This is a genomic window from Mesorhizobium sp. M1E.F.Ca.ET.063.01.1.1 (assembly GCF_003998155.1).
Classification (GTDB): domain Bacteria; phylum Pseudomonadota; class Alphaproteobacteria; order Rhizobiales; family Rhizobiaceae; genus Mesorhizobium.
The window spans coordinates 1-1,938 of sequence record NZ_RZSC01000959.1; the positions used below are offsets into that span (position 1 = coordinate 1).

Annotated in this window: 2 protein-coding genes and 1 pseudogene; 1 reads left to right on the plus strand and 2 read right to left on the minus strand. The window is 65.6% G+C overall.

The features are described from left to right. Positions 1–358, plus strand: a 358-nt coding sequence (locus EOA29_RS34775; protein ID WP_127222280.1) for an ATP-binding cassette domain-containing protein, incomplete at its 5' end; no start/stop codon positions are given. A 65-nt stretch (positions 359–423) separates the two neighbouring features. Here the strand turns inward: EOA29_RS34775 and EOA29_RS34780 are convergent. Together EOA29_RS34780 and EOA29_RS42435 are read right to left on the minus strand one after the other, a co-directional pair. After that, positions 424–1,737 carry an HlyD family type I secretion periplasmic adaptor subunit gene (locus EOA29_RS34780; protein WP_126094658.1) on the minus strand — a complete coding sequence of 438 codons (1,314 nt, stop codon included), beginning with the start codon at positions 1,735–1,737 and terminating at the stop codon, positions 424–426. A gap of 3 nt (positions 1,738–1,740) precedes the next feature. Further along, positions 1,741–1,938 (minus strand): annotated as a pseudogene (locus EOA29_RS42435) (type I secretion system permease/ATPase); the annotation flags it as partial.

The following is a 1,938-nucleotide window of genomic DNA, read 5'->3' on the forward strand; positions in this document are numbered from 1 at the left end:
TGTCGAGATACCGATGCGCAAGCTCGGCCGGCTTGCGCGGCCTGCAATGCACGAGCGGGCCGGCGAATTGCTCGCGTCGCTGGGGCTTGGCGAGCATCTCGACAAACGGCCGGACCAGCTCTCGGGCGGTCAGCGCCAGCGCGTGGCCGTAGCCCGTTCGCTTGCCAATGATCCACCCCTGATCCTTGCCGACGAGCCTACCGGAAGCCTCGATTCCAAGAGTTCGGAACAGGTGTTCGCGATCCTGGAGAATCTGGTGCGCGAACGTGGCAAGACGGTCGTTGCGGTAACGCATGACCTCGACATGGCGGGGCGCATGGACCGCCAGATCCATATCGTGGACGGCAAGATAGAGTGAATACTGCCAGAGTTATCGGGACGGGAAACAAGCCCTGGTTTGGAAGGCCGACGCAGGAGCGGCATCTACCTCTCCGCGAATGCACGCGCGAACGAATCCAGCATCGGTCGCACGAGGTACTCGAAGAAAGTCCGGTCGCCGGTGCTGATGAAGGCCTCGACCGGCGTTCCGGGATAGAGCTGCTCGGGCTTGACGCCGGGCGGCAGGGCGTCGGCGATCCTCAGCTTGGCGCGGAAATAGGGTTCGTGCGTGGTTTGATCGACCAGCCGGTCGGCGGAGATCTCCATCACCGTGGCTGACACCTCGGGCGTCAGCCGCATGTTGAGCGCCGACAGCCTGAGCTTCGCCTTCTGGCCGACGCGCACCTGGTCGATGTCCTTCGGCCGCAGCTTGGCATCGACGTTGAGGCCCGATGCCGTGGGCAGGATCTCCATGATCTTCTCGCCCGGCGCGATCACGCTGCCCTTCGAATTATAGGTCGACGACACCACGATGCCCGCTGCCGGCGCCTTGATCGTCGTGCGCTGAAGCACCGCTTCGGCCGCACGCATCTGTTCCGCGATGTCGGCGAGATGGGTGCGGACCTCGTCGAGCTTGGTCAGCGCCTCTTCCACGCGCTGCGTGGTCAAGCGCTCGACTTGCACCTGGGCTTCGACGATCTGGGTGTTGACCGCGGCGAGGTTCGCTTCCATCGCGCCGGCCTGGCCGACGAGATCGGCCTCGCTGCGCAGAAGCTGCGAATATTCGGTGCGGTTGGTTAGGCCTTTGTCCAAGAGGCCGGTCTTGATGCCGAGCTCCTTCTTCACGATATCGGTCTGCTGCTCGATGGCGAGTTTCTGGGCGTTCAGGCCCGCGACCGACTCGCGATGCATAGCGACCCGCTGCGCCATGATCGACTGTTCGGAGCGGAAGCGGGCGAGTCTCGCGTCGAATTCCTTCTGCTGCTCGCGGATGAGATTCTCGAAATCCTGCTGGAACGGCGCGGGTGCCGCCTCGGTGATCGGCGCCAGCCTGTCCAGTCCGTCGCGCTCCGCCCCCAGCCGCGCCGCGGTTGCCTTGAGCGCGATCGACTGCCTCGTCAGCCGGTTGAGCTCGGCCTGCGCCGCCGTTCGGTCGAGGAGGATGAGGTCCTCGCCCTGCCGCACGCGGTCGCCCTCGTGGACCAGCAGTTGCTCGACGATGCCGCCCTCGGGCTGCTGGATCAGGATGTTGCCGCCGGTCGCCGAGATCGTGCCTGGAGTGATCACCGCGCCGGACAGCGGCGCGCTGGCCGCCCAATAGCCGAAGCAACCCACCAGCAGCGCTGTTGCCGCGTATCCGGTAAACGCCACGCGCCTTATGTCGGTGCGTGGTTCCCAGGCAAGGCTCTCGGCGCTCATCGTCTATGATCCGAGGCGGACATTGTGGGGGGTGCCGCGGATCATCGTTGCGAATGATCCGGTCACCACAGTGTTCCGTTGTGCGCCCCTGTCGGCGCCCTTGTCGGTGAGGGGCCGCCGCAACACCTCGCCGCTCGGGCCGAATGCTTCGATCGCGCCGCCGCGCAAAAGCATCACGCGGTCGCAGGCCGCGGCGATGGA

Bases quoted from the DNA above. Each gene is read 5' to 3' on its own strand.
- EOA29_RS34780 (WP_126094658.1), bottom strand. From the start codon at position 1,737: ATGAGCGCCGAGAGCCTTGCCTGGGAACCACGCACCGACATAAGGCGC.